The sequence below is a fragment of the Flavobacterium poyangense genome (assembly GCF_011751075.1).
Lineage (GTDB): Bacteria > Bacteroidota > Bacteroidia > Flavobacteriales > Flavobacteriaceae > Flavobacterium > Flavobacterium poyangense.
This window is the reverse complement of record NZ_JAALLN010000001.1, coordinates 228,570-252,932: the sequence shown is the minus strand read 5'-3', so window position 1 is coordinate 252,932 and position 24,363 is coordinate 228,570. Positions and strand designations below refer to the sequence as shown.

The 24,363-nt window shown below is 35.1% G+C and carries 14 protein-coding genes; 7 read left to right on the top strand and 7 right to left on the bottom strand.

Annotated features, from left to right (window positions below):
• The first annotated feature begins 89 nt into the window (after positions 1-89).
• Positions 90-2,027, top strand: coding sequence for an amino acid permease (locus tag G3A47_RS01000; RefSeq protein ID WP_166919583.1), 1,938 nt, complete (start codon positions 90-92; stop codon positions 2,025-2,027).
• Between the two features lie 594 nt (positions 2,028-2,621).
• Here the strand turns inward: G3A47_RS01000 and G3A47_RS00995 are convergent.
• Positions 2,622-3,824 (bottom strand): aminotransferase class I/II-fold pyridoxal phosphate-dependent enzyme, encoded by a 1,203-nt coding sequence (locus G3A47_RS00995; RefSeq protein ID WP_166919581.1) that lies wholly within the window; start codon positions 3,822-3,824, stop codon positions 2,622-2,624.
• A 209-nt stretch (positions 3,825-4,033) separates the two neighbouring features.
• On the opposite strand from G3A47_RS00995, the gene G3A47_RS00990 reads away from it, so the two are divergent.
• Together G3A47_RS00990 and lpdA are read left to right on the top strand one after the other, a co-directional pair.
• Positions 4,034-4,492, top strand: coding sequence for an Lrp/AsnC family transcriptional regulator (locus G3A47_RS00990; RefSeq protein ID WP_166919579.1), 459 nt, complete (start codon positions 4,034-4,036; stop codon positions 4,490-4,492).
• Between the two features lie 501 nt (positions 4,493-4,993).
• Positions 4,994-6,397 carry a dihydrolipoyl dehydrogenase gene (gene lpdA / locus G3A47_RS00985; protein ID WP_166919577.1) on the top strand — a complete coding sequence of 468 codons (1,404 nt, stop codon included), beginning with the start codon at positions 4,994-4,996 and terminating at the stop codon, positions 6,395-6,397.
• 473 nt (positions 6,398-6,870) lie between these two features.
• On the opposite strand, the gene G3A47_RS00980 is transcribed toward lpdA, so the two are convergent.
• Together G3A47_RS00980 and G3A47_RS00975 are read right to left on the bottom strand one after the other, a co-directional pair.
• The gene (locus G3A47_RS00980) at positions 6,871-7,245 is read right to left on the bottom strand and encodes a DoxX family membrane protein (protein ID WP_166919575.1); all 375 of its coding nucleotides are present in this window, start codon (positions 7,243-7,245) and stop codon (positions 6,871-6,873) included.
• 205 nt (positions 7,246-7,450) lie between these two features.
• Complete coding sequence (locus G3A47_RS00975; RefSeq protein ID WP_166919573.1) at positions 7,451-8,350, bottom strand: DUF4349 domain-containing protein; 900 nt, start codon at positions 8,348-8,350, stop codon at positions 7,451-7,453.
• Positions 8,351-8,538: 188 nt separating this feature from the next.
• On the opposite strand from G3A47_RS00975, the gene G3A47_RS00970 reads away from it, so the two are divergent.
• The 3 genes from G3A47_RS00970 to G3A47_RS00960 all read left to right on the top strand — a co-directional run bounded on the left by G3A47_RS00970 (position 8,539) and on the right by G3A47_RS00960 (position 13,733).
• The gene (locus tag G3A47_RS00970) at positions 8,539-9,825 is read left to right on the top strand and encodes an anthranilate synthase component I family protein (protein ID WP_166919571.1); all 1,287 of its coding nucleotides are present in this window, start codon (positions 8,539-8,541) and stop codon (positions 9,823-9,825) included.
• Between the two features lie 454 nt (positions 9,826-10,279).
• Positions 10,280-11,599: a tRNA lysidine(34) synthetase TilS gene (gene tilS / locus G3A47_RS00965; RefSeq protein WP_166919569.1), complete on the top strand. Its 1,320-nt coding sequence runs from the start codon at positions 10,280-10,282 to the stop codon at positions 11,597-11,599.
• A 67-nt stretch (positions 11,600-11,666) separates the two neighbouring features.
• Complete coding sequence (locus G3A47_RS00960) at positions 11,667-13,733, top strand: protein-disulfide reductase DsbD family protein (RefSeq protein WP_243860364.1); 2,067 nt, start codon at positions 11,667-11,669, stop codon at positions 13,731-13,733.
• A 174-nt stretch (positions 13,734-13,907) separates the two neighbouring features.
• Here G3A47_RS00960 and G3A47_RS00955 read toward each other — a convergent pair whose 3' ends face one another.
• From G3A47_RS00955 to G3A47_RS00940, 4 genes are all read right to left on the bottom strand, one after another.
• Complete coding sequence (locus G3A47_RS00955; protein ID WP_166919565.1) at positions 13,908-15,224, bottom strand: ammonium transporter; 1,317 nt, start codon at positions 15,222-15,224, stop codon at positions 13,908-13,910.
• Between the two features lie 525 nt (positions 15,225-15,749).
• Positions 15,750-17,057, bottom strand: a complete 1,308-nt coding sequence (locus G3A47_RS00950; RefSeq protein WP_166919563.1) for an amidohydrolase family protein — start codon at positions 17,055-17,057, stop codon at positions 15,750-15,752.
• A 43-nt stretch (positions 17,058-17,100) separates the two neighbouring features.
• On the bottom strand, positions 17,101-20,097 hold the full coding sequence (locus G3A47_RS00945; RefSeq protein WP_166919561.1) for an amidohydrolase family protein: 2,997 nt from the start codon (positions 20,095-20,097) through the stop codon (positions 17,101-17,103).
• 166 nt (positions 20,098-20,263) lie between these two features.
• On the bottom strand, positions 20,264-21,691 hold the full coding sequence (locus G3A47_RS00940) for a S41 family peptidase (RefSeq protein ID WP_166919559.1): 1,428 nt from the start codon (positions 21,689-21,691) through the stop codon (positions 20,264-20,266).
• A gap of 608 nt (positions 21,692-22,299) precedes the next feature.
• Between G3A47_RS00940 and G3A47_RS00935 the strand changes: the two genes are divergently transcribed.
• A complete protein-coding gene (locus G3A47_RS00935) occupies positions 22,300-23,835 on the top strand; it encodes a YifB family Mg chelatase-like AAA ATPase (protein WP_166919557.1) in 1,536 nt (511 codons plus the stop codon).
• Positions 23,836-24,363: the final 528 nt, after the last annotated feature.

The following is a 24,363-nucleotide window of genomic DNA, read 5'->3' as shown; positions in this document are numbered from 1 at the left end:
TATATTTGATTTCGGGATAAAATTTGCATTATTTGTAAAATAAAAGCATAAAGTCCGAAGTATATTAATTTTTAATCGTAAAACCTTATATGGCATTTTCAAGTTTATTTCGAAAAAAAACAGTACAGGAAATTCTAAAACAAGTTGCAAAAAATGATGAAGACGGTCATAATGCGTTAGGCAAACACTTGACTGCTCGTGATTTAACCGCTTTTGGTATTGCTGCAATTGTTGGAGCAGGAATTTTTAGTACAATCGGTAAAGCCAGTGCCGATGGAGGACCAGCAGTAATTTTTCTATTTCTTTTTACAGCCATTGCCTGTAGTTTTGCAGCTTTTGCTTATGCAGAGTTTGCCTCTATGGTACCGGTTTCAGGAAGTGCTTACACGTATTCTTATGTTGCTTTTGGTGAAATTATAGCCTGGGTCATTGGTTGGGCCTTAATTATGGAGTATTCCGTCGGAAATATAACCGTCGCCATATCGTGGAGTGATTACTTTACAGGACTCCTCGCCAGCGGTGGCATTCATCTCCCGCAATGGGTTCAGATGGACTACCTAACCGCTTCAAACGGATTTAACAACGCAACGGCTTTAATGCATAGCGGGAAAGCATTCGAAAACTTAGAACCGGCCTTACAATCTGCTTATACAGCCTGGAATACCTCTCCGGTTTTATTTGGCTCTTTTCACTTTGTGGCTGATCTTCCGGCTTTATTAATCATTATCTTAATTACAGCATTGATTTACCGCGGAATGAAAGAATCCCGTAACGCAAGTAATGTCATGGTTGTAGTAAAACTTTGTATAGTACTTTTGGTAATTGCCGTTGGTATATTTTATGTAGATACGACCAATTGGGATCCGTTTGCGCCAAATGGAGTGAGTGGTGTATTAAAAGGAGTGTCAGCAGTATTTTTTGCTTATATCGGTTTTGATGCTATTTCTACAACTGCAGAAGAATGTAAAAATCCACAAAGAGATCTACCACGTGGAATGATGTGGGCGATTATTATTTGTACAATGTTATATATTGCGATCGCTTTGGTTCTGACCGGAATGGTGCGTTATAACGAATTGAATGTTGGCGATCCGTTAGCATTTGTATTCGAAAAATTAGATTTAAAATGGATGTCCGGAATTATTGCGGTAAGTGCGGTAGTGGCGATGGCGAGCGTTTTATTGGTTTTCCAAATGGGACAACCACGTATCTGGATGAGTATGAGCCGTGACGGATTGTTACCAAAACGTTTTTCCAGAGTACATCCAAAATTCAAAACACCTTCTTATGCTACGGTTGTAACCGGTTTTGTGGTAGCTGTTCCTGCATTATTTATGAATCTTACTATGGTAACCGATTTATGTAGTATAGGTACTTTATTTGCCTTTGTTTTGGTTTGTGCAGGAGTATTGGTTTTGCAAAATAAACCGGAGATTCCAAGAGGAAAGTTCAAAACGCCTTATATTAATTCAAAATATATAATGCCGGCTTTACTGATTATAGGATTAATCTTTTCTTTCGGATATAATAAAAAAGCAACGATGAGTTTTATTACCAATGAAACTCAGGTCAACAGCCCTGCAGATATTATTACTTCGTTGGATAAAAACGATACAGAGAAAGTTTTTAATTATCTAAAAAGCGTAGATGTTCAGAATAAAACGTCTGAAACATCAGATTTAGAGCATTTATTAAGTCAATACCAAGATGATGATGCAAAATATGCTGAGGTAGTAAAAGGTTTGCCAATCAATGATTCCTTAAAATACGAAAGCGGACTAGGTTTATTCAAGCACAAAATCCCAATGTGGATTTTCTTACTAGTTTTGGTTGGACTAACAGTTTGGGCTTTCAAGCAAAAATTATCTTTGATCCCGCTTTTAGGTTTAATCTGTTGTTTGTATATGATGGCTGAATTAAGTGTTTGGAACTGGATTTACTTTACAGTTTGGTTGCTTATCGGTCTTTGTATTTACTTTGGTTTCAGCAGAAAAAACAGTAAGTTGAATTTAGTAGAAAAAGTGTAGTAGACTAATTAATTATAAGATATAAAGGAAAGACCGTTCTGAGATTCAGAGCGGTTTTTTTGTTTGCCACGACCCGAGCGATAGCAAACTGGCGAAGCAATTGCGCGAATTTCCACGAATTGCAATTTTTTTTCAATTTGTGGCAGAAAAAGTTTCGCCACAGATTAAAGGATTAAAAAGATTAAAAAATCTGTGTAAATCTCTTAATCAGCGGCAAAAAAAACATTCGTGCAAATTCGTGCAATTCGTGGCGGGTAAAAGTTTCGCCACAGATTAAAGGATTAAAAAGATTAAAAAATCTGTGTAAATCTTTCTAATCAGTGGCAAAAAAAATAATTTGTGCAAATTCGTGCAATTCGTGGCAGAAGAAGTTTCGCCACGGATTAAAAGATTAAAAAAATCTGTGCAAATCTCTTTAATCAGTGGCGAAAAAACATTCGAGCAAATTCGTGCAATTTGCAGCAAAAAAAAAGCATTCGTGTCAATTCGTGAAATTCGTGTTTAAAAAAAATCCGCTTAGAGAAAAGATCTCCAGCGGATTTAAACAAACTAAAAAAAATCTTGCAAATTTATTTATAAAGAATTGTTTTGCTTTTATAAGATGCCAAGCTCGACCATGCAAGCTTTCATCATTTCGTATGTTCTCTGAATATCATTGTCCAAACCAATTGAAAAACGAATCAAACCATCCGTTAATCCCATTTCAGCTTGTTCTTCTAATGGAATTTCACTTGAAGTAGAAGTTCCCGGTGCGCTGAATAATGTTTTGTAAAAACCTAAACTTACTGCCAGATAACCTAAATTTCTGGTTTGCATCAATTCCATTAATTCGTTGGCTTTTGCTAAAGTTCCGACATCAATAGTCATCATACCTCCAAAACCATATTCCGGGTTGATCATTGTTTTGTACAGTTCATGACTTGGGTGGCTTTTTAACCCGGGATAAACCGTTTTTAAGCCATCTTTTTCAAATTTATCCGCCAGATAAGCCGCATTATAACTGTGTTGTTTAATGCGAATATGAAGCGTTCTAAGATTTTTCATGACGCTGGCAGAGCGTAAACTGTCCATTGTTGGACCTAAAAGCATGCTTGCGCCACTATTTACATTTTTCAAAGAGTTAATAAACTCTTTAGAAGCACAAGTTACACCACCAACGGTATCACTGCTTCCATTAATATATTTTGTCAAACTATGAATCACGATATCGGCACCCAATTTTGCAGGAGAAACCGATAATGGTGAGAAGGTATTGTCAACTACTAATTTCAGATTGTGCTTTTTAGCAATTTTTGCCAAACCTGTAATGTCTGCTACTTCAAGTAGCGGATTGCTCACGGTTTCGCAATACAGTACTTTTGTTTTTGGTGTGATAGCAGCCTCTACAAGATCTAATTTTGTGATGTCTACAAAACTTGTTTGAATATCAAAACGAGGAGTGAAGTTTTTAAGAAACGCGTATGTTCCACCATAAATGGTACGACTCGAAACGATATGGTCACCAGCGCCGCACAACTGCAATAAAGTAGGTGTAATCGCTCCCATTCCCGAAGCCGAAACATTTGCTGTTTCAGTACCTTCCATAGCAGCCAAAGCCTGGTCTAAGTATAAGTTACTTGGAGAAGAATGACGGGAATATAAATAACAACCTTCTATGTTACCTTCAAAAGTGTCAAACATTGTTTTAGCCGAAAGAAAAGTATAAGTAGAGGAGTCTGAAATGGATGGATTTACACCACCAAATTCACCAAAATATTGTAGATCCTGAATTTTGTCTGCCGGGTTAAAATCTTTCATTATAGTTAGTTTTGTTTTTTTTAATTGATATAGATTATTGTGGTTGTAATTCTAATTCAAAATAAATGGTTATTAGAAAATAAGTCAATGCTTTGTATTAAAATTAGATTTTAAAACTAGAATAGAATAAGTATTTAGATTATTTGTTTAAATTTGGTTTAAAAATGAAGCTTCAATAGATTTTTTTTCACCTCCAAAAACTTACAAAAATGACTTTAGATGCTACAGATAAGAAACTATTAGTTTTATTACAAACAGATAGTAAAAAGACAACAAAAGAGTTATCCTTAAAACTCAATCTTTCGGTAACTGCCGTTTATGAACGCATCAAAAAGTTGGAGCGTGAAGGAATTATTAAAAATTATGTGGCTTTAATCGATAAGTCTAAAATTGAAAAAGGGTTTGTGGTTTTCTGTCATTTAAAACTTATTCAGCATACGAAAGAGTTTTTAACCAAATTTGAAAGTGAAGTTATTCAGCTCACCGAAGTTTTAGAATGTCATCACGTAAGTGGTGATTATGATTATATTCTTAAAGTGCTGGTCAAAGATATGGAGGCCTATCGGGAGTTTTTGGTAACCAAACTCACAACACTACAGCATATCGGGAGTACACAAAGTACATTTATGATTAGTGAAGTGAAGAATTCTACGGTGATTTCTTTTTAGAGTTGATGAGGTTTTTTTTTTAGGTGCAAAGGTTCAGAGAGACAAAGGTGCAAAGGTTTTTTTTAAGTTACTGAGGTTCTGAGTTGTTGAGGTTCTGAGTTTTTGGTGCAAAGCTTCATAGGAACAAAGTTCCAAAGGTTTTTAGGTTTAATTGCCTCCAATTTTAATTAGAGGATTCAATATTAAGGAGAATAAAAAGGCTTTAGCCGAATAAATCAATGTTTCTTAATCACGTTGCCTTTTCGAATTTTTCGAGAAACGTTAAATAAATAAGTCTAATCTGCGTAAGTATTTTTAGACTCAATTCTTCAAAACATTCAATTTGTGAAAATTCGTGCAATTCGTGGCAAAAAAAAAACATAACGAATATTCGAGTAAGACTTAGCGGGTTTTACGATTAGTATATTCCTCAAAATTCACACAAAAAACATTGTAATTTAAACTTCAAACAAAACTTAATTCCTTAATTTTGTAACCGCTAAAAAAATAAAAACAAATACTATGAGTTCATTTGACGTAGTCATTATAGGTTCAGGTCCCGGAGGATATGTTTCAGCAATTCGTTGCGCACAATTAGGTTTCAAAACAGCAATCGTAGAAAAATACACTTCTTTAGGAGGAACTTGCCTTAATGTAGGTTGTATTCCATCAAAAGCATTATTGTCTTCTTCTCATCATTATGCTGAAATTGCTCATTTTGCAGATCATGGAATTGAAGTTTCTGGAGATGTAAAAGTTAATTTAGAGAAAATGATCGCACGCAAACAAGGCGTTGTAGATCAAACTGTAGGTGGAATCAACTACCTAATGGATAAAAATAAAATTACTGTTTTTAACGGTTTAGGTTCATTTGTTGACGCAACACATATTGCAGTTGCTAAAGCAGACGGAACTTCTGAAACTATTGAGGCAAAATATACTGTTATTGCAACAGGTTCTAAACCATCTTCTTTACCATTTATCAAAATTGACAAAGAAAGAATCATTACTTCTACAGAAGCTTTAGCTTTAAAAGAAGTTCCAAAACACTTAGTAATTATTGGTGGTGGAGTTATCGGTATCGAATTAGGACAGGTTTATTTACGTTTAGGAGCGCAAGTTTCTGTAGTAGAATTCATGGACAGAATTATTCCGGGAATGGATGGTGCTTTGTCTAAAGAATTGACTAAAGTATTGAAAAAACAAGGAATGAAATTCTACGTTTCTCACAAAGTAAAATCAGTAGAAAGAAACGGGGATGCTGTTGTCGTTCAGGCTGAAAATGCAAAAGGAGAGACTATTACTCTTGAAGGAGATTATTCATTAGTTTCTGTTGGTCGTCGTCCTTACACAGACGGATTAAACGCTGACAAAGCAGGAGTGAAAATTTCGGACAGAGGACAAGTTGAGGTAAATGATCATTTACAAACAAATGTCCCAAATATCTATGCAATTGGAGATGTTGTTCGTGGCGCTATGCTGGCACACAAAGCCGAAGAAGAAGGAACTATGGTTGCTGAAATCTTAGCGGGTCAAAAACCACATATTGATTACAACTTAATTCCTGGTGTTGTTTACACTTGGCCTGAAGTTGCTGCTGTTGGACAAACAGAAGAGCAGGTAAAAGCTTCCGGAACAGAATATAAAGTGGGTAGTTTCCCATTTAAAGCTTTAGGACGTGCAAGAGCAAGTGGAGATTTAGACGGTTTCGTAAAAATCATTGCTGATGCAAAAACAGATGAAGTTTTAGGTGTACACATGATTGGAGCTCGTACAGCTGATTTAATTGCCGAAGTGGTTACTGCAATGGAATTTAAAGCATCTGCTGAAGATATTTCAAGAATGAGTCATGCGCATCCAACTTTTGCTGAGGCTATCAAAGAAGCAGCATTAGCGGCTACAGATAACAGAGCGTTACACGTATAATCGGGTACAAAATTATATTTGACCGTCAGAATTTACATTCTGGCGGTTTTTTTTGTTTTTTAAGTTATTGATTCGTAACTTTATAAGAGAAAATTATTCTTCTGGCTTGATACTTTCTTTGTGTAAAGAAAGAATTGGGAACTTCAATATAGCCAGATTATAAATGCCCGGGAGTAACCGGATTTGATTTTAAATAGAAGAAAATAAAACAATATAACTGCAGCATTCGATACATAAAGTATAATAAAAGAAGATAACGGGGGCTATAATGTCAGAAAAGACAAGTGGGAACAAAGTATCGGGAAAGCCAAATTTGTCAAAAAAGACGATGTTGGGGTGCTAGGAGTCTCATTTTTTGGTCCTTTTTTAATAAGGTTGTAATTTTTTAATCCTTTTCAGGATAAGTGAAAAAAAGTAAACCCGCCAGATTTTTAAAATTTGGCGGGTTTACTTTTAGGATTTCAAAGACAAATTTAAGGAGTAAAAACAGTTTTGTAATTATCCCAATATCTGTAGATTAAAAATAAATTGGCTAAAAATAATAATGCTGCTAATGGCAAACCTTCCGGAGCCATAAAATAATTAATAAACAAGATATTGATTGTAATTGGTAAGATCAGAACATTAGCCAAAGTTACAAAACGACCTGTTATAAACGCAATTCCACAAAGCAACTCTACTGATTTTGCCAATGGCAATAAATAAGTTGAGGCAACTAAGCCCATATTGAAAGCTTTAAAATTTCCTGTAACTTCCGGTTCAGGAGCCAGCTTAAAGAAAAAACTGATTGAAGCAAAGAGCAACAAAAGGCCAATCAAAACTCGAATAATAATAGTAGCAATTTTCATAATACTTAGGATTTTTAAGAGGTTGAAAAAAATAATTACGCGTTTGATATAATCTGAATTCTCGTATAAAATGAAAATCAATTTTAAACTTTATTTTATTGAGGATTTTGCAATCAAAACATTCTATTTTAAGGATAATAGAAAGCTATATCAAATATAACGAATTTTTTCTTATAAAATTGTTGCTTTATTAACAGTTTTTTGTTTATTTCTTCAAGTATTTTTTATACAGGAAGAAGCCTCCTAAACCGATCAAAATAAAAGGCCAGAGATTAAGAATGAACACAAATATTGCCTCAAGAATATACCAGCCGTTTTTTAAAGAATCGATGATTTGAATGCCTAAATTAGGCTTGTAAGCATTGCTGTCTTTTTCGCTGGCAGTGACTTCTTGTTTTGTTGTTTCCTTTTGATAAAGTTGTAGTGTAATGGTGCTAAAATTAACCTGGTCTTGCAGAGATAAATTGTTAAGAAGGCTATTGTCGGTTGCTTCTTTTTGGTTGGCCAGCTTATTTTCAGCCTCCATAATATCGTTTATTTTTTTGCCTTTGGTGTCAATTGCTTTTTCTACTCTTTTTTCAGTAACGCTATTTCTTTTTTGAGTGAGTTGATTGGATAACAGTTTTAAAGAAACATCATCTGCTTTGATAACTCTGAAATCCAGAAAATCAATTTGTTTGGCAATCGTTTTTATTACGGTATCCAGTTGCGTATTTGGGACACGAATCGTGACATTGTTTTCAACCGTATATTTTGTAGTTTCTAAGGTGCTGTCCTGGCTAATTTTGGTTTTAATCTGTTCCTGAATAGTGCTTTGTAAGTTAGTATAGGTTACAAAACCGCCAAATTTCTGAACTGTATTTTCAATTGCATAAGTTGATTTTGCTACATTCTTGACTTTAAATTTAATATCCGCTGTTCGGATGAATTTTTGTTTGCTGTCTTTTTTCTCTACTGCGGCAGAGGAAGAGACGGCAGTACTATCTGTTATTTCATTACTATAATCAGAAGTTTGTTCGGCAAGAGAGGCGTCTGATTTTTTGCAGGAATAGAGTAATGTGATTACTGCTAATGCTGCTAAGCTTAATTTTGCAATTGTTTTCATAGATGATTTCAAGGTTAAAAAGAGGATTAATTGTGGATTTACGCGATGCAAATCATTTTTAGTATTAGAAATAGTTTTAAGGATTGGTATTAATCTCGTATACTAAAAAGCATGCCAATATTTTTTCCGGTATTATTTTATTGAAGGATATTTTTTATCGTAATTTTGAGGTCTAAATTATACCACTTTTGAGAGTTACAATTCATAAACATATTGCCAATCCGGAACAGCTGAAACAACAGCTTTTGATTTGGTCGCAACAATTCCGTGAGGTTATTTTATTGGACAGTAATTCCTATCCGCAGGAGTATTCAAGCTTTGATTGTCTGCTTGCTGTAGATGCTTTTACTTCTGTGAAAACTGATTTCCATAACGCTTTTGATGATTTAAAACAATATCAACTTACTACAAAAGACTGGCTTTTTGGTTATTTGGCTTATGATTTAAAAAATAATATCGAAAACTTACAGTCCACCAATTTTGATGGATTGAATTTTCCGGATTTGTTTTTTTTTCAACCTAAAAAAATATTTTTGCTGAAAGGAAATCAGCTTGAAATTCAATATTTATTCCTTTGTGACGACGAGGTTGAAGAGGATTTTGAAGAGATCTTAAAAACAGACTATGAGCCATTTGTTACACTGAGCGGAGTTGAAGTGAAACAACGAATTTCAAAAGAATCTTATGTAGAAAAAGTAGCAAAAATGCTGGAGCATATTCACGTAGGTGATATGTACGAAGCTAATTTTTGCATGGAGTTTTTTGCTGAAAATGCGATTATAAATCCGCTGGAGAAATTCCAAAAGTTAAATGAGATTTCACAGGCGCCCTTTTCTGTTTTCTTTAAAAATAATAAGCAGTTTCTACTTTCCGCATCGCCGGAGCGGTATTTGAAAAAAGTTGGAGATACGATACTATCTCAGCCGATAAAAGGAACCTCTAGACGTTTTTCGGATTTTACAGAAGATGAAAAATCAAAAGAACACTTGAGAAATGACACAAAAGAACGCGCCGAGAACATCATGATTACCGATTTGGTTCGAAATGATTTATCGCATACAGCACAAAAAGGCTCAGTTGAAGTCACAGAACTCTGTGCTATTTATTCGTTTTTGCAAGTGCATCAGATGATTACGACGATAACGTCAAAACTAGATCCGCAATATACCCCGATTGATGTTTTGAAGACTACTTTTCCGATGGGAAGTATGACAGGGGCTCCAAAGATTTCTGTAATGAAAATTATTGAAAATCTGGAAGAAACCAAACGTGGTTTGTACAGTGGTGCTGTTGGTTATTTTACGCCTTCGGGTGATTTTGATTTTAATGTAGTCATTAGAAGTATTTTGTATAATCAGGAAAATAAATACGTTTCGTTCTCCGTTGGGAGTGCTATTACGTCACTATCCGTTCCTGAGAAAGAATATGAGGAATGTTTGTTGAAAGCCAGAGCGATGCACGAGGTGCTGCAGTAAATTGCCACTAATTGCACGAATTTGCACGAATTCTTTTTTTAATAGTATACTGCAAAAAACTAATTCGAGGCAAAAAAATAGCCACAGATTATGAGATTAAAAAGATTAAAAATCTGTGCGAATCTTTTCAATCAGTGGCAGAAAACAATTTGTGCAATTAGTGGCAAAAAAATAGCCACAGATTATAAGATTAAAAAGATTAAAAATCTGTGCGAATCTTTTCAATCAGTGGCAAAAATTAATTCGTGGAAATTTGTGCAATTAGCGGCAAAAAATAGCCACAGATTATGAGATTAAAAAGATTAAAAATCTGCGCGAATCTTTTCAATCAGTGGCAAAAAATTAATTCGTGCAAATTCGTGCAATTAGCGGCAAAAAACTAATTCGTGCAAATTCGTGCAATTCGTGTTTGGAAAACGCATACTATTTCAAAAAATAATCTTTACATTTATAAATGCTTTCAAAGTTTCAAAATCATATTATATCGAGGTTTCCTTTTTTAGAAAGTAAAAAACTTTTTCTAGCGGTTAGTGGTGGTTTGGATAGTGTAGTTTTGCTACATCTACTACAACAATTACCTTATGAGATTGCGGTTTTGCATTGCAATTTTCAACTTCGCGGTTTAGAAAGTTTTGGCGATCAGAATTTCATTCAGGACTATTGCGATACGAATAAAATCCCTGTTTTTATAACCCAGTTTGATACCGAGGCATTTGCAAAAGACTATAAACTATCGACTCAGGTTGCCGCTCGTGAGTTGCGCTACAGTTGGTTTTATGAGCTTTTGGAAAGCGAAAGTTTCGATTATATTTTAACGGCACACCATGCCGATGACAATCTGGAAACATTTATAATAAACTTAACAAGAGGTACCGGACTTGATGGTTTAACCGGAATACCGGAACAAAACGATAAAATTATTCGTCCGCTTTTGCCTTTTTCAAGAGAAGAAATCCTTCAATATGCTCAGGAAAATAATATCCAATGGCGGGAAGACAGCAGTAATGCTTCTAACAAATACCTTCGAAATAAAATCCGCCATGATTTAGTTCCGATTTTAAAAGAAATTAATCCTAACTTTTTGAATGCTTTTCAAAAAACACAAACTTTTTTGCAGGAATCACAAGAGATGGTTGAAGATGCATCGATTATGATTTACCAGCAAGTAGCAAAAGAAGTGGGGGATGATATTCATTTTGATATAAATCAACTTAAAAAATTGCCCAATTATAAATCCTATTTGTATCAATGGCTAAACGAGTTTGGATTCGTGGCATGGAATGATGTTTATGACTTAGTCGACGGGCAATCCGGAAAGCAAGTTTTTGCAGCTGAATTTCGATTGTTGAAAAACAGAGATACTTTGATTTTAAGTCCGATTTTAGAAGTTAATGAAAATGAGGAATATAGAATAAATGAAGGCGAGACAGACGTTAATTTTCCCTTAAAATTAAGACTTTGTCAGGTAGATGACATTACAATAGATTCAAATAAGATTATATTTGTTGCTATCGAAAAGATCCGATTTCCTTTGATTTTGCGTAAATGGAAGGAGGGGGATGTTTTCTGCCCTTTTGGAATGCAGGGTAAATCTAAGAAAGTGAGTAAGCTCTTTAAAGATGAAAAATTATCGCTGCTTGAAAAAGAAAAAGCATGGATTTTGTGCTCTGATAATCAAATTGTATGGATTGTCGGAATTCGCCAGGACGAACGATTTAAAATTGAAAATACTACCAACAAAATACTTAAAATAGAACTCCAACAAAATACTTAAAGTAAAACTCCAAATAAAATACTTAAAATAAACTCCAATAATGAACTTTAGCCACCCCCATCAAACTATGCTTTCAAAAAGTGCTTGGTCTAGAACCATTGCATTTTTGTTATTTTTCATTTTTGCTTTTGCAAAAGGTAATGCTCAAATTTTAGAACCGGTAAAATGGACTGCTAAAATTGAAAAAAAATCAGGAAGTAATGCCGTTTTGATTTTTGACGGTGTGATAGAAAAAGAGTGGCATATGTATTCGCAATTTACACCTGAAGGAGGGCCACTTCCGTTAGAAATTACTTTTAAAAATCAAAAAGGGAATTACAATTTAGTGGGTAAAGCTAAAGAGGGTAAAACCAAAACAGCCTTCAATGATGTTTTTGGAGTAAATGAAACTTTTTTTGAAGGGAAAGCACATATCGAGCAGGAAATTACGCTTACAAATCCGGATTTAAAGACTGTTGATGTTGATTTTGATTTTCAGGTATGTAAAGAAGTTTGTATCAATTCGAGTAAAAAATTCTCGATTGTAATTCCGGCCTCTTTTAAAATGGAAGCCGTTGCGACAGTGACCGAGTCAAAATTAGACGAAACCAAAACAGCTGGTTTAGCTGTTGATACTTTAACTAAATCGGTAATAACTCCTGCAGCAGAAAAGGATAAAACAGAAGTAGCATCAACAACAGAAAAAGCAGAAATGCCGGCTCCGGCTTCGAAAAGAAGTTTATGGTCAATTTTCTTCATCGCTTTTTTATCTGGTTTTGCAGCATTGTTAACACCTTGTGTTTTCCCGATGATTCCAATGACTGTAAGTTTCTTTACAAAACAGAGTAAGAGCAGAGTAAAAGGTATTCGAAATGCTATTATCTATGGTATTTCAATTATTGCTATTTATGTTATTTTAGGTTTAATTGTTACTAAAATATTTGGAGCTGATGCCTTAAATGCATTGTCTACAGATGTTTGGTTTAATTTAATATTCTTCGTTATACTGATCATATTTGCTACTTCTTTTTTAGGGGCTTTTGAAATTATGTTACCGAATTCATGGGCCAATAAAGCCGATCAGCAAGCTGACAGAGGTGGATTAATCGGAATATTGTTTATGGCATTGGCTTTGGCAATTGTTTCATTTTCGTGCACGGGACCAATTGTTGGGACATTATTAGTTGAAGCTGCTTCAAATGGAGGTATTGCTCCAATTATTGGAATGTTAGGGTTTTCAATGGCTTTAGCGTTGCCTTTTATGCTTTTTGCGATGTTCCCGGGTTGGTTAAATTCATTGCCAAAATCAGGGGGATGGTTGAATACGGTAAAAGTGGTTTTAGGATTTTTGGAACTGGCTTTGGCTTTTAAATTTTTATCAAATGCGGATTTAGTATTACAGTTGCATTTTCTGGAAAGAGAAGTTTTTATAGCCATTTGGATTGCTATTTTTGGAGCGTTGACTTTATATTTGTTTGGAAAAATTACTTTGCCACACGATAGTCCATTACAACATATTTCAGTAGGAAGATTGTATTTAGGATTGCTTACATTGGTGTTTACATTTTATTTAATTCCCGGTCTTTGGGGAGCGCCTTTAAAATTAATTAATGCTTTTCCACCACCTCCACAGTATAGTGAAAGTCCGTTTGGCGTTGGTGGATCGGTAGGTTCTAATACCGGATCTGAGCAAGGCCTGCCGGAAGGAGCCGAATTAGGACCGCACGGTATCATGGTTTTTCATGATTATGAGGATGGATTGGCGTTTGCAAAATCGGTAAACAAACCAATCATGCTTGATTTCACCGGTTATGCTTGTGTGAATTGCAGAAAAATGGAAAACAATGTTTGGTCTGACGAAAGAATTTTGCCAATCTTAAAAAACGATGTTGTTCTGATTTCTCTTTATGTCGATGATAAAAGAGAATTGCCGAAAGAAGAACAATTTAAAACTACTTCCGGTGATGAAATCGTTACGGTTGGGGATAAGTGGACTGATTTTATGATATCAAAATATAAAACGAATACGCAACCATTGTATGTTATTACGGACTTAAATGGTAAAAATTTACATGACGTTAAACCAACTATCAGTTATGTTGATGCTGACGAGTATCTGAAATGGTTGAAAGAAGGAATTGCTAATTTTAAGTAGTTTTTTTAGTACTTAGTGATTAGCTAAAGTAGTTAGATTTTAAAGTTGCAAGACTGAGGACTAGGGACTAATCACTAAGTACTAAAATAAGGTAGAAATTAATTCAAGATAAAATCCCTCTGCGTTTTGAATGCAGGGGGATTTTTTGTTTAGGAAATGAAAAGAAAATAATTTTTATAAAAACTCTCCGTGTTGTGAAATGTCCAAGCCTAACTCTTCTTTTTCTTCGGTAACTCTTAGCGGAGTAATTTTATTTACAACAAAAAATAGTATATAAGAACCTGCAAAAGCGAAAATCGAAACCATTATCAAAGCAGTGAATTGATTGATGAATAGGGTAGGAGTTCCAAAAATCAAACCTTGGTTATCACCAACCGCAGGGTTGATTGCTTTAGAAGCGAAAACTCCCGTTAATAACATTCCTGTCATTCCGCCTACACCATGGCAGGCAAAAACGTCTAGTGCATCATCAATTTTTCCTTTAGGGAATTTGCTAACGACAAGGTTGCTCACTATGCTGGAGAACAAGCCGATAAAAATGGCATGAGGAATGCTGACAAAACCGGCTGCAGGTGTAATGGCAACAAGGCCTACAACCGCTCCGATACAGGCGCCAAGAGCAGATAATTTATGACCCAGAATTTTGTCAAGGAACACCCAAGCCATTGCAGCAGCTGCGGTAGCAACAGTTGTAGTTCCTAGGGCTTGTACGGCTAATCCGTTTGCACCTAAAGCAGAACCTGCATTAAAACCAAACCAGCCGAACCACAATAAACCGGTTCCTAATAATACATAAGTAATTCTTGCGGGATTAACTTTTTGAACTTTTCTTTTTCCTAAAAAGATTGCTCCGGCCAATGCAGCCCAACCGGCACTCATATGTACTACTGTTCCTCCTGCGAAGTCTAATACGCCCATTTTAAAGAAAACTCCGTCAGGATGCCAGGTCATGTGACACAAAGGAGCATAGATAATTAATATGAATAAAACCATGAATAACAAATATGCCCAGAAACGCACACGTTCTGCAAAAGCCCCCGTAATTAAGGCAGGTGTGATGATAGCAAATTTGGCCTGAAACAATGCGAATAACATAAAAGGGATCGTTGGAGCAAGACTCCATGCTGTATTAGTACCAACACCCTGAAAGAATAAGTTAGAAGTCGGATCACCGATAATTCCTTTTATAGTGGGGCCAAATGCCAGTCCAAAAGCAACTAGTACCCATAGGATGGTAACAATGACCATGGCCATAAAACTTTGCAACATGGTACTGATTACGTTTTTTTTACCTACCATACCACCGTAGAAAAATCCTAACCCGGGCGTCATGAGTAATACAAATGCAGTTGCTACGATCATCCAGGCTGTATCTCCTGTATCAAATTTTACAGCTTCAGTCGGAGGTGGGGTATCTGATAGAGTAAAGTTGGAGACAAAAGTTAGTACTAAAACAGTGATAAGAATCACACTTAAAATAATTTTTCGCATAGTTATTTTGTTTTAAATTTTTTTATAAAAGTATAAAAATGAATCAATACCCCTGTTAAAAATAGGGTTGTTGGTTTGATTTTTATTAATTTTTAATTTTGACCCTGTATTTTTTAAGGCTATGATTTAATATGTAGTGCTTAATTTTCGATTCAACAATTGAAATATTGCAAAATGAAGGTTATGAAGATGAGTTTGACATTAAAAAAGGGATAAATTGAATTTAAAACTATTCGTTTAGAATTTTCTATCGATTTTTTTTCTGAAACAGACTTTTTAATTCAAATCACAGATAAGGATTTCAGCGCTTAAGTTAGTTCGAAAAGGGATAATAAGGGGAGGTGCTAAGGTTCTAAGTTTCTGAGTTTTATTTTGTGGCATACAGATTCGTTACAAGTTAATATTTTAGAAGCTCAGGAACTTAGAACCTCAGAATCTCAGAACCTTTTATTGCGAAATATGAGTATAAAAAAAGGCGTCAAATGATTTCTCAGTTGACGCCTTAAGGTATTAGGAGTAGTCTATTTATTTCTGATTGAATTTTGCTTTAAATTTATCATTCAATTTTGTTTGAAAGGTTTCCAAATTAATTGTTCTTCCTTGAATAAAAGCAGCTGTCAGTTTATTGGTTCTCATATCTAAAGCATCACCTTCAGAAATAAACAAGGTTGCATCTTTACCTGTTTCTAATGTCCCAACGGTAGATTCAATACCTAATAACTTTGCTGTATTGGAGGTAATCAATTGTAAAGCTATCTCTTTATCTAAGCCAAAAGCAGCACAGGTACCTGCTAAGAACGGCAGATTTCGTACACTCATACGTTCGTGATCACCGCTGTTTTCAAGGCCCACAATTATGCCTTTGTCTGTTAAGATTTTAGCCATTTTATAAGGCAGGTTAACATCTTGGTCGTCATTTGTTGGCATGTCATGAACACGTCTTAATAATACGCCGACATTATGTTTTTTCAATAAATCAGCAGATTTATAAGCTTCAAACCCTCCAACGATTACAATTTTGTTAATTTGATTATCAGCGGCAAGTTGTATGGCGTCTATAATTTGTTTTTCCTCATCTGCATGTATGTAAAGTGTTTGTGTGCCATCAAAAAGGGCTTTCGTTGCTTCTAAAACTATATTTCTTTCCTTTGCAGCAGTTTGATTGTAGGCTTTAGCATTTACCAGGAAAGCATTTATTTCTTCAATTTGTTTAGGATAGTCTTTATTTGGCTCAATTACTCCCGGTTCGAACCATGATCCTGATCTTTTAAAACTGGAAGGAAAATTAAGATGAATTCCGTCATTTTCTTTCAGAATAGCATCTTGCCAACTCCATGCGTCTAATTGTACAACAGAAGAGGTTCCCGATATTCTGCCTCCTCTAGGGGTAACCTGCGCCATTAAAATACCGTTTGGTCGCACTGTTTCAACTACTTTAGATTCGGAGTTGTAAGCAATAATACTTCTCACATTCGGGTTAAAACTTCCGATTTCTTCCTCATCATCCGAAGCTTTTACAGCATCAATTTCTACCAAACCCAGTGTTGTGTTTGGAGCAATAAACCCCGGATAAATATGTTTGCCACTGGCATCAATGGTAGTATCGTAGGCATCGGCGGCAAGTCTTATCGTCGTAGCATCCGCTACCAAAGAGATTTTACCGTCTTTAAATCCAACGGCGCTGTTTTGAATTACGGTTCCGTTACCCAAATGTGCTGTTGCGTTTAAAATTAGAATAGATTTTGTTTGTTTCGGAGCCGGTATTTGTTGTGCTTTTATCTGAAGCGATGCACAAAATAATAGCAGCAATATATAGATGTTTTTATTTTTCATTTTATCTGTTTTTAACTTTACAAGTTTTTTAAAGGGGCTATTATTATTGTTCTAAAGTGTCACAGTGGTACTCGATTTTCTCTTTTTTAGTCGGTTTCTGTGTGTTTGCTCCTTTGTTTTTTTCTTGTAACATTTGACCGATCAGGATGTTTCTTTCTTTAGCGATAGTAAGTTGTTTGGTGGCATCTTTTTCAATATCAAAATAAACAACTCCTTCAATAATTGTTTTTTCTGCTTTAGCATAAATAGATAAAGGATTATCGCTCCACAATACTACATCGGCATCTTTACCTACTTTAAGACTTCCTACTTTATCGTCTATATGTAATAATTTTGCAGGATTCAGCGTGACAAATTTCCAAGCCTCTTCTTCAGAAATATTACCGTATTTAACCGCTTTTGCAGCCTCCTGATTTAATCTGCGGGACATTTCGGCATCATCAGAATTGTATGCAACTACAACGCCCTGGTTGTGCATGATTGGACCATTAAACGGAATAGCATCATTAACTTCAAATTTGTAAGCCCACCAGTCTGAAAACGTTGAAGCTCCAACACCATGTTCTTTCATTTTATCAGCTACTTTATACCCCTCAAGAATGTGGGTATAAGTATTTACGCGGAAGTTGAATTTTTCGGCAACATTCATTAACATCAAAATCTCTGATTCTACATAAGAGTGACAAGTAATATATCTGTCTTTGTTAAGTATTTCGGCTAAAGTCTGTAATTCAAGATCTACTCTTGGTGCTTTTCCTTTTTTAGAACCTGAATTAAAGATTTTCCAGCTTTCATCATATTCTTTGGCACGTTGGAAGTAATCGGTGAAAACTTGTTCAACTCCCATTCTGGTTTGCGGAAAACGAGTAGGATTCTGTATTCCCCAGTTGGCCTGTTTTACGTTTTCTCCCAAAGCAAATTTGATAAATTTAGGCTGGTTTTTATATAACATTTCTTCCGGTGATGAACCCCATTTCCATTTTACGATAGCAGAACGCCCCCCAATTGGGTTGGCAGATCCGTGTAATAATTGTGAAATAGTTACTCCTCCCGCTAAATCTCTGTAAATATTAATGTCCTCAGAATTTACAACATCCTGAATCGTAACTTCAGCAGTTGAATTGTGTCCGCTTTCGTTTACTCCTTTTGAAATTGCGATATGCGAATGCTCGTCGATAATACCACTTGTAATGTGTTTTCCTTTGGCATCGATAGTAACAGCGGATGCGTCAGAAAGATTTTTACCTACTGCAGCAATTTTTCCGTTTTTAATTAAGACATCGGTCTCGGTTAAAATTCCCTCTTTTTCATTCGTCCAAACGGTCGCATTTTTGAAAAGAAGTGTTTGAGCAGTTTGTTTTTTTGAATCTCCGAAAGCCACGTTAGGGAAGGTTGTCGGAATGATTGCATTTAGTTTCTCTACTTTAGAAGAGTCTTTGACGGCTGTAAAAGGACTTGTTCTTTTGGCATTCCAAATTAATTCATTTCCGTTTGAAAGTACTGCTTTTCCGGATAGATTCTCCGGGTTTTCTACAAATCCCGTTAAACGGGTATAATTCGTTTTAGTCGTATCACTTGGTTTAAGGACAAGAGAAATCCAATTTTTAGAAACGTTAAAAGTGCTGTTTACTTTGGCATCAGCACTAGTAGTAACCTCCGATTTTGGAGCTGTTTCGGTTCCTGCGATTTTCCATTTATAGGTGTCGTTTCCAATTGTTAAATCATAGTTGCCACGAACATCTTTTGCATTGATATCATTAACGATGTATTTAGTTCCCTGAACCCAGTTTTCGTACAAAATGGTTTTTTCATCAAAGATCTCACCTGATGTAATTACAAAATTGGCATAGGTACCCGTTTTTAAACTTCCGATTTCGTTGCTTTTTCCTAGAATAGCGGCAGGAATCGTTGTTAATGATTCTAAAGCTTTTGTTTTATCAAAACCGTATTTTATAGCTTTCAATAAATTGGTTTTAAAATCCTCGGTTTTTTTCAATTTATCTGTTGTCAGCGCAAAGACAATTCCGTTATCTGATAGGACTTTAAGGTTTGTTGGTGCCTGATTCCAGAAACGCATGTCTGCAACCTCTACCTGATTTGATAAATATGGATTAGAAACATCATAAGCTTCCGGGAAATTGATCGGAATAATAAATTTAGCATTTGTGTTTTTGATTTCCTGAATTCTTTCAAATTCATTTCCACTTCCTTTCAAAACATAGTTTAAGCCAAATTCTTTTGCAATTTTTGAGGCTCTTAGACTGTTTAGTTTGTCTTCTGTAGCAAATATTTGAACTAGTTTTTCGTTAGCCGATAATGCTTCCAAAGATAAATCTTTAGTTTCTGAATTTCCTTTTTTGTACCAATCCAAATCTAAATACATTTGACGTAACAATGCCATCATACCCATTAAAGAACTAGGATAGGCCTGATTGGTTACGTTGCTTTTGGTAAAAGCAAAATGGTTGGTAATTTTATCTGTTATAATTTGTTTACTGTTTTCCGTATTGTTCAAAGCCACTAACACACCTGTTCCCTGTGCAACTCCATCAGGAATATGAGTTCCGACAACACCAAAGCCGGCTTTTAATAATTCCTCAGCTTTTGCGGTATCATACTTAAAAGCTTCGTAACCGTTTAGTTCAGAACGAATGCTTTCATTCCAGTAATATCCCACTCTTTTTGTGTCATATAATGGGTTACGGTCGCCTCCGGAAGGTAGATTTCTTTTTGGTTTTTCAATTCCGAAAGAGGTGTAAATATCAATGAAGGAAGGATAGATTGTTTTTCCTTCAAGGTTAATAACAATGCTGTTTTTAGGGATCGAAACGGAATTCCCTACTGCAACGACTTTTCCGTCCTGAACAAGTAGTGTTCCTTTTTCGATTTTTTGTGTTGGGGTAACGTAGATGGTAGCATTAGTAAAAACAGTGTAGTTTTTGTTTTTGTTTTGTACACTTTCGTTAACTGGGAAATAGCTTTGTGCCTGTGTTTTTGTTAAAAAAACAGTCAAAAAGAACAGTAGTAAGGTTTTTTTCATGGATTAATGGTATAATTTTTAATAAAAATAACAAATATTAATATTTGAGCAAGTTTTAAATTAAAAATTGTTCCAATTATTCCATTAGAAGATACAGAAGGAAGTATTGTCTTTTCTGTCTAATCGTTTTAAACTGTTTTTTGCCTGTTTTTTTGAGTTTTGGTTTTTATTTTAAAATACTTTCATAACGTGCTTTTAATCCTTCCAGATATGGTGCTTTGATTTCTGTTGCAATTTCTACTGCTTTTTTTAGGATAGCAATAGCAATGTCTTTTTTCCCGTTTTGTTCCAGAAGATCGCCATATTTTAAAAAGGCAATAGGAGATTTTGGATGCAACTCTGCATTACTTTTTAAAATTGACTCTGCTATAAATGGTTTTGTTTTGCTGTAGTCAGTTGATAAATAAACAATGTCGTCCCAATTAAATAAATCAGAGTCGGTTAATTTTTTTATAACATTAAACAGTTGCTGATCCATTTTGACTGCTGCTGCTTCATTGAGGGGTTTTGTTTGTAGTGCAATAGTGGCCTGTAGTTCCTGATACAGTTTCTTTGACTCGGCTGCATTTTTATTTCGATAGGCTTCGGCTGCTTTTCCGGCTAATTCTATGGTTTTATTGTAAGCCATGTCTTTAGTCGTTTTATATTCCGGAATTACGCCAGTACCTTCCCAGTTTGTTTTGGTGATTGGGTTTATAGCAGTTCCGGTGGGAATAAATATTTCCAAGAGGGAATTAATTTCAAAAATATCACCCGGATTGGCACCGCCACCCGTTATTTCACCAACCAATGTGGCCCTTTTTTGAGTTTGCATATTATAACTGAATTCTTCCGCTCCCGAAAAGGTTCTTGTGCCCGTAATAATAAACAGAGGTACATCCGGTCTCTTTTTTCCGTTAACGTCTTTAACCCAAAATTCTTCGGTAAACTTGTCTTTTCTAAAATATAGCGTATTTAATAACAGTGGGGACTCAAGAAAATAACTGCATAAATATTGAACCGTTTTTGGACTACCACCGCCATTTGTACTTAGATCAATAATGATGGCATCCGTATTGGCCAGTAAGTACATATAGGAATCAATAGTCTGATCGGTTTCGTCTATAAAATACTTAAAATTGAGGTATCCGATATTGCCGTCTATTATTTTGGCTTCTCTAAAACCATTTGCCAGCTTTCGATTATCAGTTGCGTTATGTAGGTAAATTTCGTAAGAATCTTTATTGGTACCGATTTTCTCTTTCGTTGGAACAAATCTCGGTTTAATTCCCAGATGTTTATCATTGTTGATGAATCGTACTTCTTTTGTTAATGCTGCGGCAAAAGAATCTAATAGTTCATGTTTTTTGAATTTGCCTCCTTTATAAGCGTCTTTTAAATGAGCTCCAATCAATTGTGCTTTTTCAGGAAAGATATAATTTTTTTGTACTAGGGAATCTATTTTTAAAATGGTTTCTTTTTTAAATTTTTCAGTTACTTTTTTTGACTGACTATTTGCAGACAATAAAGCTGCTAAAGAAAAGAATAAGGAAAAGATGAGTTTCCGGTTAGTAAAACAAATCCTGTTTTGAGAAGGTTTTGTGGTCTGATTCATAGTGGTTTTTGGTTTTCTTAGGATTACGCTAAGATAGAATTTTATTACAAATTGTTAGTAAAAATTATTGGTGTACTAGATTGTTTTTTAGATGTTTAAAGGTTATTTTGTTTGTGTAAAGATGGCAGCCCCGGAGGGGTGTTATATTTATAGATCGAATTTGACAATAATGACGTTAAGCTCCGGAGGAGCGGCATATTAAATTTGTATGCCGCTCCTCCGGAGCTCCTTTACGTTGGGAATATTTGCTATAAATGTGTCGCTTCTCCGAAGCTAAAAAATGCAAAAGGGAGTATGTTAGTCAAAAAAACCTTTTATTAAATTTATTAAAAAACGGGGTCACAGAACCACAAAAAAACAGGTCATGATAGAACTTGGGATATGATAACGGAAGTTCTTCCGACCATGACCATTTACTAGAGGTTTTTTGTTTCTATTAATTTTATAAAGTAGGATTTGTTCTGTAAGGAAACTTATAATATTATTCAGTTTCGTATAAAAAATCAAGAAGTCTAACTAGCAGTATTGTGTAATTTTTTATTTGTAATAAAATAACTACAATTTAATTATTTTTCATTAAATTTAAAAATATTTAATGAATAGAATTTATGCTAACTAAAGTTTATGGAAGTGCCGTTTTTGGAGTAGAAGCGACGACAATTACGATTGAAGTTCATATGGATACTGGAATTGGGTATCATTTGGTTGGTTTGCCGGATAACGCCATAAAAGAAAGCAGTTATCGTATTGCAGCCGCTTTAAAGAACAATGTTTATAAGTTTCCGGGGAAAAAAATTACCATCAATATGGCACCGGCCGATTTGCGAAAAGAGGGTTCTGCCTACGACCTGACACTTGCCATTGGAATTCTGGCGGCGTCAAATCAGATTAAAGCTCCTGATTTGGATCAGTATATAATCATGGGAGAGCTTTCGCTCGATGGAGGTTTGCAATCGATAAACGGAGCTTTACCTATTGCTATAAAAGCCAAAGAAGAAGGATACAAAGGTTTCTTTCTGCCGAGGCAAAATGTAAAAGAGGCTGCAATAGTAGCTGGTTTGGAGGTGTATGGCGTTGAGAATTTACAAGAAGTAATTGATTTTTTTGAAGGGAAAGGAACACTTGAACCCATGACAATTGATACCAGAACAGAATTCTACAAAACACTGGATTTTCCCGAATTTGATTTTTCAGATGTTCGTGGACAGGAAAGTATAAAAAGGTGTATGGAAATTGCGGCTTCGGGTGGCCATAATATTATTTTGATTGGCCCGCCCGGCGCAGGAAAAACGATGTTGGCCAAAAGATTGCCCAGTATTTTGCCTCCTATGACTTTGCGTGAAGCATTAGAAACGACTAAAATTCATAGTGTTGCCGGAAAATTAAAAGAAGTGGGTTTAATGAATCAAAGGCCATTTCGCAGTCCGCATCATACTATTTCTAATGTAGCTTTGGTAGGTGGAGGAAGTTATCCGCAACCGGGAGAAATCTCGATGGCGCACAATGGGGTTTTGTTTCTGGACGAACTGCCAGAATTCAAACGGGATGTTCTGGAAGTAATGCGTCAGCCATTGGAAGACCGTGAAGTAACAATTTCAAGGGCTAAATTTACGGTAACCTATCCGTCGTCGTTTATGTTGGTGGCGAGTATGAATCCAAGTCCTAGTGGATTTTTTAATGATTCCGGTATGCCTAACACTTCTTCACCACAAGAAATGCAGCGGTATCTGAGTAAAATTTCAGGCCCTTTACTAGACCGAATCGATATTCATATAGAAGTTACGCCTGTTCCCTTCGAAAAGTTATCGGACGATAGAAAAGCAGAAAGTAGTATTGAAATCCGAAAACGGGTAACTGCGGCCAGAGAATTGCAATCCATTCGTTTTGAGCAGTTGCCTAATATTCATTACAATGCTCAGATGAATACTAAGCAAATCAGAGAATTTTGTGCACTCGACGAACAATCAAAACTATTACTGAAAACGGCTATGGAACGTCTTAATCTTTCTGCACGAGCCTACGATAGAATTTTGAAAGTAGCACGCACTATTGCGGATCTGGACAATGCTCCAAATGTAGTTTCGCAACATATTGCCGAAGCGATTCAATATAGAAGTCTGGATAGAGAAGGGTGGTTAGGGTAATTTATAATAACTTCGGGGTATTCTTCATTAATATAAGCAATTAACGAATTCATTTTACTGCCTGAATCGAAATACAATATGATTGTTCTGGTTTCTTCATTATATGGTATAAACTCGTTGCTATGGCCAATGCATTTTTTTCTTAATATTGAAGCTAGATTTGGATTCATAAATTCTGGAATAGTTACATTTAATTCTAACATATTTTTTAATTTAAAAATGAGGATTAAATATAAGTCAGTATAAAATAACCACAATATATACTATATAAAATTTAACAAGTTTTAATAATTTTCTATTATTTAAATAAATACTTTCGCCAATATCTTCCATTGTTATTTTGGAGTGTAAAATAGAAAGCAGATAATTAATATTATTGTCATCCAATCTTCTAATCTTTGCATTAAATTTTGAAGTAGCTGGAAAAAAAGACTTTCAATTCTATGTGTGTAGTAATATTGTCAATAACTTTTATAAGTTCTTTTAAAATATCATTTTTCACATGAAGTGCGATTCAATATAGAAGTC

What these genes read in the sequence shown, in the direction of transcription:
- G3A47_RS00935 (WP_166919557.1), top strand. Translation starts at nt 22,300, where the DNA reads ATGCTAACTAAAGTTTATGGAAGTGCCGTTTTTGGAGTAGAAGCGACG.
- G3A47_RS00995 (WP_166919581.1), bottom strand. Translation starts at nt 3,824, where the DNA reads ATGAAAGATTTTAACCCGGCAGACAAAATTCAGGATCTACAATATTTT.
- G3A47_RS00990 (WP_166919579.1), top strand. Translation starts at nt 4,034, where the DNA reads ATGACTTTAGATGCTACAGATAAGAAACTATTAGTTTTATTACAAACA.
- tilS (WP_166919569.1), top strand. Translation starts at nt 10,280, where the DNA reads ATGCTTTCAAAGTTTCAAAATCATATTATATCGAGGTTTCCTTTTTTA.
- G3A47_RS00945 (WP_166919561.1), bottom strand. Translation starts at nt 20,097, where the DNA reads ATGAAAAAAACCTTACTACTGTTCTTTTTGACTGTTTTTTTAACAAAA.
- G3A47_RS00940 (WP_166919559.1), bottom strand. Translation starts at nt 21,691, where the DNA reads ATGAATCAGACCACAAAACCTTCTCAAAACAGGATTTGTTTTACTAAC.
- lpdA (WP_166919577.1), top strand. Translation starts at nt 4,994, where the DNA reads ATGAGTTCATTTGACGTAGTCATTATAGGTTCAGGTCCCGGAGGATAT.
- G3A47_RS00960 (WP_243860364.1), top strand. Translation starts at nt 11,667, where the DNA reads ATGCTTTCAAAAAGTGCTTGGTCTAGAACCATTGCATTTTTGTTATTT.
- G3A47_RS01000 (WP_166919583.1), top strand. Translation starts at nt 90, where the DNA reads ATGGCATTTTCAAGTTTATTTCGAAAAAAAACAGTACAGGAAATTCTA.
- G3A47_RS00980 (WP_166919575.1), bottom strand. Translation starts at nt 7,245, where the DNA reads ATGAAAATTGCTACTATTATTATTCGAGTTTTGATTGGCCTTTTGTTG.
- G3A47_RS00975 (WP_166919573.1), bottom strand. Translation starts at nt 8,350, where the DNA reads ATGAAAACAATTGCAAAATTAAGCTTAGCAGCATTAGCAGTAATCACA.
- G3A47_RS00950 (WP_166919563.1), bottom strand. Translation starts at nt 17,057, where the DNA reads ATGAAAAATAAAAACATCTATATATTGCTGCTATTATTTTGTGCATCG.
- G3A47_RS00955 (WP_166919565.1), bottom strand. Translation starts at nt 15,224, where the DNA reads ATGCGAAAAATTATTTTAAGTGTGATTCTTATCACTGTTTTAGTACTA.